An 8694-nucleotide genomic window follows, 5' to 3' on the forward strand; every position below is an offset into this window, starting at 1 on the left:
GGCATACGAGATGTAGCTCCGTCTCGTGGGCTCGGAGATGTGTATAAGAGACAGGGGCTCGGGGCGGTGTCAGTCGCGTCCGCGGGTGGGACGCAGGCAGTCGACGGCCTCCGCGAGCGCCTCGGCCGCTTCGTCCGCCTCCTCCTGGGTCGGGTCCGCGCCCTGGGCGACGACGGCGGCGCCGGCCTCGCGGGCGGCGGCCAGCTTCGCCCAGGTCCCGTGCGTCCAGTCGTCCTCGTCGAGCCCGTCGGTCTCGTCGAGGTAGAGCCGGACGGCGGTGGTGTCCACGATCTGCCGGACGAGCTCGACCTCGGCGAGGTTCGTGTTGCCCGACGGCGCCAGGACCCGCAGCGCGCCGACGGTGACCGGCTGGTCGAGGACGATCTCCTGCCAGGTCACGTCCGACACGCCGTCGACGGTGGCGAGGGTCTCCCAGGTCTGGCCGCCGTCGCCGGACCCCTGGAACTCGACGCCGTTGGCGCGGGACGCGTACCCGGACCGGGGCAGGAACCGCACCGTGGCGACGGTGAGGGTGCTGCCGTCGTCGGGGATCACGGTCACCCAGCCGGAGTGCTGGGTGGTGTCCGTGTAGGTGGCCGGGTCGCCGTCGAACATGGCCCAGCCGTTGCCGGCGGCGTCCTTGCTCCCGTCCCAGGACCGGGTGCTGGCGGTGACCCAGCCCGGCTGGAGCTCCGCGGTGCCGACGGGTGCGGGCTCCAGCAGGTCCCAGGCGCGCAGCAGGCGGGCCGCGAGCGCCCGGCGGTCCGCCGAGTGGCGGTGTGCGGCGACGCGCACGTCGTGGACCTCCCGGGTGAACAGGATGCGGGAGGCACGCGAGTACGGGGTGAGGTCCACGGCGCCGGCCAGTTCCAGGACGGTGTCCAGGTCCACCTCGGTGCGCTCGCCGTCGATCCGGAAGTCGGCGAGGGTCCAGATGCCGGGGTAGGCCGGGTCGGTCGGCACGCCCGGTTCGTCCACCTGGAGCTTGAGGTAGCGGAACGGGGTGTCCCGGACGTCCTCGCGCACCGGCACCCGCTCGATGTCGACGTCGTCGCCGGCGTTGGGGTGCTCGGTGAGCAGGGTCCAGGTCTCGCCGTCGTCGGAGCCGTAGACGTTGGTGCCCTCGGCGCGGTTGGGGAAGGTGTCGCGGGCGAGGAAGCCGAACGCGTCGGCCCGCACGCGGTAGCCGATGCCGAGGTCCAGGACGATGCTCGGGACCCGCTGGTCACCCCACGTGGTCTGGTTGTCCCCGTCGGTCAGGGCCACGAGGGTCGGGGTGGAGAGCGGGGCGGTGACGATCCCGGAGAAGTCCAGCGTGCCGTCGGGCAGGCGCGGGTCGAGCAGCGCGAGGCCGTCCACGGCGATCCGGAGGTCGTCGAGCAGGGCGGCGAACCCGGCCGGGTCGGCGTCCCCGATGCCGGCCTGGGCGGCGTCGCGGGCGGTGGCGACGTCGAGCCAGCTGGTCGCGGTGTACGTCGCCGGGTCCTGGAGCCCGTCGAGGCTCACGGCGATCGCCGCGTCGCGGTCGGCGGCCACGGTGATCTCGACCGGCAGGGCGGTGTCGGTCTGCTCGTGCGACGCGACGACGACGAGGCGGTGGGTGCCGACGTCGTCGGCGCCGGGCGTCCAGGTGAGCTTCCCGTCGCTGGTCAGGCTCGCCGACGACGGCGCGTCCTGGAGCGTCAGCGTGACGGGTTCGCCGCCTGACGTGGGCAGCGGGCGGACGAACGGTTCGCCGGCGACGGTCACGACGGAGAGGGACGGGCCGTCGTCGAACACCGCGGGTGCCAGCGTGCCGTTGGCCCGGGCGAGCACTCCCGCCACGTCCACGGCGGCGTTGTCACCGGCGGCGCGCAGGAACACGATGTTCGAGCCGACCGGGGAGACGGGGTAGGTGGCCTGGTCGATGTCGAGCGTGACGTACCGCCACTCGCCCCCGGTGTCGGGGAGCTGGACGGTGGCGGGTGCCCCGGCGTCGCTCGTGGGCCCGACCTGGAGCGTCGCGGTGGCGTCGGTACGGACGCGGAAGCCGACGAGCGCCGTCCCGTCGCGGCCCGGCCACACGGCGCGGCGGACCGCGACGTAGCCGTCGCCGGCCGCGGCGTCGAGACGGACGTACCCGGTGCCGTCGTCGTCGGTGCCCGCCTGCGCTCCGCCGCCGACGGTGTGGCCGAGCCGTGCGACGTCGAGCTCGGGCGTGTCCGCGGGCGACGGGACGGTGATGTTCTCCTCGGCGAGCTGCGGCGGGAAGGCCACCCAGTACTCGGCGGCGTTGAAGTCGGAGCCGCGCAGGTTCCAGAAGTTCGCGACGCCGGTGCCGTTGTGGTAGATGGGGCCGTCACGGTGCGCGTACGCCTCGGCGACATGCGGCGCCTCGGTCTCGACGTCGACGCCGGCGACGTACTTGTACTGGTAGTACAGCTCGTTCGCGGGGTCGATCAGCCGGCCCCGGTAGGCCTGGGAGAGTTTTCCGGACCCGCCGGAGGTGTCGATGAAGGGCACGTCCTCGCCCATCATGAACGCGTCGAAGACCTCGCCGCCCGCGAGGGTCCGGTTGTCGAGGAACTCGTACGGCGTGACGGCGTCGGCCGCGGTCGAGACGGTCCCTGCCACCGGGTCGAGGCGCGTGCCCTGGTTGTTCACGATCCGGGCGATGGTGGTCAGGATGTCGACGTCGCCCGCGGCGTGCGCCTGGTCGCGGCCCATCTCCACGTGCTCGACGAAGTCACGGCCGTAGGTGTTGAGCGGGTCGTCGGCATCGATGACGCGGAAGAGCGAGGCGAGCGCGCCGTTGACGTCGCCGCCGTTGATCGTGTGCTCGCTGGTGTAGGTGGAGTTGACCGTGTACCACTCCACGCGCTCGGCGTACAGGTCGGCGTCGTCCAGGAAGATGGCCGCGGCGATCATGCCCACGACGCCGTACGTGTGCTGGTTCCACAGCCGGTTCTGGGAGAACAGGAACGTGTCCAGCACCGGGTGGATCAGGTTGTCCTCGATGCGCTGCTGGTCGCGGTCGGTCCAGCGCAGGTCGTAGCCGTCGAGGGTGTCGCTCGCCGGGCTGGTGGACCGGATGATCTCGGCGGCGGCGAGCAGCTTGTACAGCGGCTCACCGGTGTGGATGTGCGCGTCGGCGAAGTACTCGTACTTGTCCGGGTCCATGCTGGACCAGGTGCGGATGACGTGCAGGGCGTTGGCCAGGTACACCTCGTCACCGGTGATGACGTATTCCAGCGCCTGGGTCAGCGCGCCGACGCCGTCGTTTAGCGCGCGCGAGCGCATCCCCGCCGAGTCGTACGCGTCGGTGCGCGGCTCGTCGTCGGACGCGCCGGCGTTCTGGGCGGTGTAGGTGCGCGAGGCGTAGCGGGTCTCGGTCATCGCGGCGTAGTAGCTCGCCCACGGCTCCACGCCCGCGAGCACCTGCGTACGGGCGTTCTCCAGGTTGTCGGCCGTCAGGCCGACGCCGGGATGCAGGAATCCCGCGTCGCTCGTGGAACGGACGATCTGCGGCGGTGCGGCGGCCGTCTCCTCGGCGGCCGCGCCGGGCGACGTGAGCAGCGTGCCGCACAGGACGGCCGCACCGACCGCGGCCGCCGTGCTGCGCCACCGGCCTCGCGGCCGGTCGCGTCGTGTGGTGATCCTCATCGATCTCCCCTTTCAGGCGGCGCCGCCGGCTCTCGGCGGCGCCGGTGGTGCCTCACTCCGACCGGTGCACCCAGTCGGAGAACTCGGCGGTGAAGGTGCCCTCGACCAGGTCGACGGCGCTGATCCCGGCGAACGAGCCCGTGAACCGCAGCTCGTCACCGAAGTCGTCGGACAGCTCGGACACGTCGACCTGCGGGCCGACCTGCTCGAACGGCCCGCCGGCCGGGCCTGCCGCGAACGTCCCGGCGGCGCCGTCGGTGCTCACGCTCAGGCGCACCGGCCCGGCGGGGGCGGGCACGACCGCCAGGACGCGCGCACCGTCCGGATGCCCGTGCTCCAGTTGCAGCACCCGTCGCCCGTGGCCGTGCCACTGCTGGCCCGCCTGGGGTTCGCCGTCGGGCTCGGTCCAGGTGAGGTGCAGCTGGTAGTAGGAGCGGGTGCCGTACCAGAGCACGAGCCCGGCCGACTGGGTGAACGTGACGGGCTCCGCCGCGACGGTGACCTCGGCCCGGGTGCGGTGCTCGGTCAGCCGCTGGGCGAGCAGGGACTGCTGCCACAGGGACTCGGCACCCATCCGGCCGCGCAGCCGGACCCGGCCGTCCCCCAGGGGCTGGATCCAGTCCCCGGCCGGTTCGCGCAGCGTGGACCACGGCCAGCCGGGCGCGTGGTGGAGCCCGCGACGGGACACGTCGCCCGCCGGGTGTCCCGCAGCCCGGGGGCTCAGGTCCCCGGACGATGCCCCGGCGTCCGAGGCGGCCACGCCTGCCGCGGCGCTCGGATCCACCGGTGGGCTCGGATCCACCGCGGCACCCGGGTCCGGCAGGTCAACCGTGACGGCCGGGTGCCATCCACCGTGGGCCAACCGCGGCCAGCCGTCCGTCCACACCACGGGCTGGACAGCGGTCTCCCGCCCCAGCGGGTTGCGCGGCCCGGACGGCGTCCGCAGGGGCCTGGAGGCCAGGTGGACCAGGAACCATCGCCCGTCCGGGGCCTGCACCAGCTCCCCGTGCCCCGCCTTCTGCAACGGCACGGACGGATCGTCCCGCGTGGTCAGCATCGGGACGTCGTCCACCTCGTAGGGTCCTGTGAGCGACCTGCTGCGCGCGGTCAGCACACCGTGCTCGACGCCCGTGCCGCCCTGAGCGAGCAGCAGGTAGAACCAGCCGTTCTCGACCGTGATCTTGGGACCCTCGACCAGTTCGTCCCGCTGCAGCAGCAGGTGCGTCGACCCCGTGGCGGCCAGGGCACGCACCGTGCCGTCGCCGGCGCGGTCGGCCGTGAGCTCGGTCAGGACGATGCCGTCGAACCGGCGCCCGCCCACCCGGGAGTCGTTCTGGAGGTTGAGGAGGTAGTGCCGCCCGTCGTGGTGCAGCACGGAGGGGTCGAAACCGTGTCCGGGCACCCGCACGGGCTCGGACCACGGTCCGGACACGTCCCGTGCCGTGCACACGTAGGTCTCCAGGTCGAAGAACCGGCGGCCGATGGACCGCACGATCGAGTACACGACCCAGAACACTTCGCCGTCGTGGCTGAGGGCCGGTGCCCAGATACCGGCGGAGTCCGGCACGCCGAGCAGGGACCGGCCGGGTACCGCGGTCTCCACGGAGCCCGCGTACTCCCACCGGCCGAGGTCGCTCGACCGGTACAGCGGGATGGTCGGGAACCACTCGAACGAACTGGTCGCCAGGTAGTACCGGTCCCCCACCCGGATGGCCGTCGGGTCCGGCGCGAAGCCCCGCAACACCGGGTTCTCCACCCTCATGCCACACCTCCACGTTCGTCGGTCACTCGCAGCCGGAACAGGCGGGCCGACGTCGGACCGGGGAGCTTGACCTCCAGGGCCTCTCCCCCGTCGACGACGACGGCGGACGCCTCGCCCCATGCCGGGAACAGCACCTCGGCATCGCCCGTGGCGACGAGGCCCGGCAGGCGGAGCCGCACACTGTCGCCGTCGGCGCCGGCTGTGCCGTGGCCGGCCGCGTGCCGGCCCGTGCCGTCACGCGCCACCCCGCTGCGGCCGGCGTCGGCGCGGCGCCACACCGCCAGGTACAGGTCCTGGCCGTCGCGGGCGCCGAGCACGACCCACGGGTCCCGCCAGTCGGGCAGCCCGAGTGGCCAGACCGGGACGGACCGCGCGGTCGCCTGCCGCAGGGAGCGGTGCACCGCCAGCGCCTCCCGGACGACCTCGCGCTGTCCCGCGTCGAGGGTGTCGATCCGCCCCGCCAGGTGCACCCGCGACAGCAGGGCTGTCACCAGGGAGAACGCGATCTCCTCGGCCGTCATCGTCCTGTCCACGGAGGCCCACACGCCCGCCTGCTCCGGCGGGATGGTCAGGGGCGCGGCAGCCGCCACCGGCGGCACCAGCCAGAAGTCCTGCTGGTCGGTCAGGGACTGGATGGGGAACACGGCACCGCTGGCCGGGTCCGTACGCGACCCACCCGCCGCGCAGCCCTCGACCACCAGGCCCGGGTGCCGGTCCATCACCGCGGCGACCCAGTCGAGCATGGCGCGGCCGTGCCCCAGCAGGCCGTTGCCGGCCGGCTCCGAACCCCCCGCGTCCGTGCCCGGCCCGATGTCCACGTTGTAGTCGAACTTGAGGTACGCCAGGCCGAACTCCCCCACGAGGCGGTCCACGACCGTGTCGAGGTGGGCCCGTGCGGCGGGATGCCGCAGGTCGAGCTGGTACCGGCCCCACTCGGCGACCCGATGCCCGTCGCGCCGGAAGAACGCCTCCGGGGACAGCCGGTCCGCCATGGGGCTCCGCACCCCGATGACCTCGGGTTCAAGCCACAGGCCCGGCTTCATGCCCAGCTCCCGGATGCGGTCGATCACGGCCGTGAGCCCCCCGCCGGGGAACCGGTTGGTCGACGGCTCCCAGGCACCGACCGAGTCCCACCAGCCGCCGAACTCGTCGTCGTACCAGCCCGCGTCGATCACGTAGTACTCCGCGCCCAGGTCCGCCGCCGCCTCGATGAGGGGCAGGGCACGCTCCGTCGTCGGATCGGACATCAGGGCGTTGAGGAAGTCGTTGTAGACCACCGGCAGGGCGTCGTGGTCCGGGTGCGTGCGGCGCAGGTGCCGGCGGTACGCCGTCAGCGCGGAGGCGAGCGCCCCGAGCGTTGCCTCCGTCCCGCCGGGGTGGCCGTCCACGACGGCGAGGCTCACGGGGACGGTGTCGACCACGGCGCCCGGACCGACGCGGCCGGCCCACTGGTGCTCCGCGGCCGTGGGGCCGGTGACCAGGAGGTAGACGTCGCCGTACCGGTCGCCGAGCTCGGCGTGCCAGGCACCGTTGGTCTCGGCCGTCCAGGCGACCATGCGCCCGGTGCGGGTGTCCTCGACGATCCCCTGGGCCAGGTGCTCGGAGGTGGACCAGGCACCCGTGGAGGTGAGGGTCACCCGGTTCTTGGAGCCGACCTGGTCGTACCGGACCATGCCGACGTCGAACAGGCCGCGCTCGGCGAGGGTCCGGCGTCGCCAGCGGAACTCGCCGCTCCAGGGGTTGGCGGCCTCCCACACGGCCAGCTCGTCCTCCCAGAACGCCCCGTGCCCGAGCCCGCCGAGCACGCCGGTCGTGGCGTGGTCGAGGACGGCAGGACGGTCCGCGGTGATGCGGGCCCGGGACCGCACGGCGGGGACGCCGTCGGCCACCTCGTACGTGATGGTGGCGCGCAGCCCGGTCTCGCCCTCGGCGACGTCGAGCTCCAGGCGGGAGGTCTGCTCGTCGCGGTGCTCACGGTGCCCGGTGAGGCGCAGCCGCTGGGCGGCCGCGCCGTCGACGTGCCGCTTGCCGGAGGTACCCGAGCGGCCCTCGCCCAGGACGGCGACCTCCAGGACCGGCAGCGCGGAGCGCCGCAGCCCGGCCAGGTCGGGGTGCGGTTCGCCGGTGTGCCACAGGGCGACGAGCCGCGGCACCGTACGAGGTCCGTGGGCGAGGGCGAGCCGGACGACGTCGTTGCCCCACTCGAGGTACTGCTCGTCGTCGCCGGGCAGTCCCGGCAGTGTGACGGTCATGAGATCACTCCGGTGGCGGGGTCGATGGTCCACGTGTCACGCCACTCCAGCTCGGCCCGGCCGTCCTGGATCCGCATCGGCAGCCAGACCGGCGCCGAGTGGTACAGGTCGTCCCTGGACCACCGGTCGCCGGCGTAGACGTGGCTGGTGGTCTCGCTGCCGGCCACGGGCACGACGACGGACACCTGCGAGTCGTAGGTCGCCGAGCCGGGCGGCGCGAAGTCGCGCCACTCGCTCCAGGGGCCGGCCGGCGAGGGGGCGGTGGCGTACTTGTTGTCGTTGGTGGACCAGCCGGTCAGGTCGGACCCGAACAGGTAGTAGAGGCCGTCGTGCTTGACCATGGTGGGCGACTCGTAGCCGTGCGGGCCCGCCGGGTGGTCGCTGGGCGGGGTGAGCGTCGTGGAGACGATCTCCTCGACGGACAGCAGGTCGGGCGCGAGCCGGTAGACATGGAGCCCGTGCTCGCGGTCCTCGCTGAGGAGGTAGCCGGTGCCGTCGTCGTCCATGAAGACGCCGATGTCGCGGCTGATGTTGCCGAGCGGGCGCTCCGAGTGCAGGTACGTGTAGGGGCCCTCGGGACGGTCCGAGATCGCCCAGCCGACCCGCGCGTAGCCGTAGTCCGCGGACTCGACGTGCAGCAGCATGACGTAGGTCCCGGCCGCGCTGCGCAGCACCTTCGGACGTTCGATCACCCGGCCCGGGGCGAGGTCGGGGACGGCCCCGTCGACCGCGAGCGCGTGGCCGAGGAACGTCCAGGTCGCGAGGTCCGGCGACGAGTAGCAGGCCACCCCGCCGAACGCGCCGCCGTGGGTCTTGTCCTCACCCCAGGCGTAGAAGACGCCGTCGTACCGCCGGATCCCGACGCCGTGGAGCTGCGCGACGTCGCCGTGCTGATCGGTGAACAGCAGGCCGGGAGCGATGGTGCCGCGCGGGGCGCGCGTTGGCACGGTCAAGGGAACCTCCGCAGGACGGTGGAGCGGGCCGACGGCGGGGCCAAGAGCTGTCTCTTATACACATCTGACGCTGCCGACGATAAGG

General features: G+C 73.2%; 4 protein-coding genes. All 4 read right to left on the reverse strand.

Translation table 11 applies throughout. The features are described from left to right. Positions 1–69: 69 nt before the first annotated feature. From HGK34_RS21300 to HGK34_RS21315, 4 genes are read right to left on the reverse strand one after another with little or no spacing between them, the layout of a single operon-like run. Positions 70–3642, reverse strand: a complete 3573-nt coding sequence (locus HGK34_RS21300; RefSeq protein WP_201851259.1) for a discoidin domain-containing protein — start codon at positions 3640–3642, stop codon at positions 70–72. Positions 3643–3694: 52 nt separating this feature from the next. Next, entirely contained in the window at positions 3695–5404 is a 1710-nt protein-coding gene (locus HGK34_RS21305; RefSeq protein WP_201851261.1) for a glycoside hydrolase family 43 protein, read from the reverse strand. After that, positions 5401–7656 carry a glycoside hydrolase family 36 protein gene (locus tag HGK34_RS21310; protein ID WP_201851263.1) on the reverse strand — a complete coding sequence of 752 codons (2256 nt, stop codon included), beginning with the start codon at positions 7654–7656 and terminating at the stop codon, positions 5401–5403. The genes HGK34_RS21305 and HGK34_RS21310 overlap by 4 nt, the downstream gene beginning before the upstream one ends. Continuing rightward, entirely contained in the window at positions 7653–8603 is a 951-nt protein-coding gene (locus HGK34_RS21315) for a family 43 glycosylhydrolase (RefSeq protein ID WP_201851265.1), read from the reverse strand. The genes HGK34_RS21310 and HGK34_RS21315 overlap by 4 nt, the downstream gene beginning before the upstream one ends. Positions 8604–8694: the final 91 nt, after the last annotated feature.

The sequence above is a fragment of the Myceligenerans indicum genome, from assembly GCF_016742955.1.
In the GTDB taxonomy this organism is placed as follows: domain Bacteria; phylum Actinomycetota; class Actinomycetes; order Actinomycetales; family Cellulomonadaceae; genus Myceligenerans; species Myceligenerans indicum.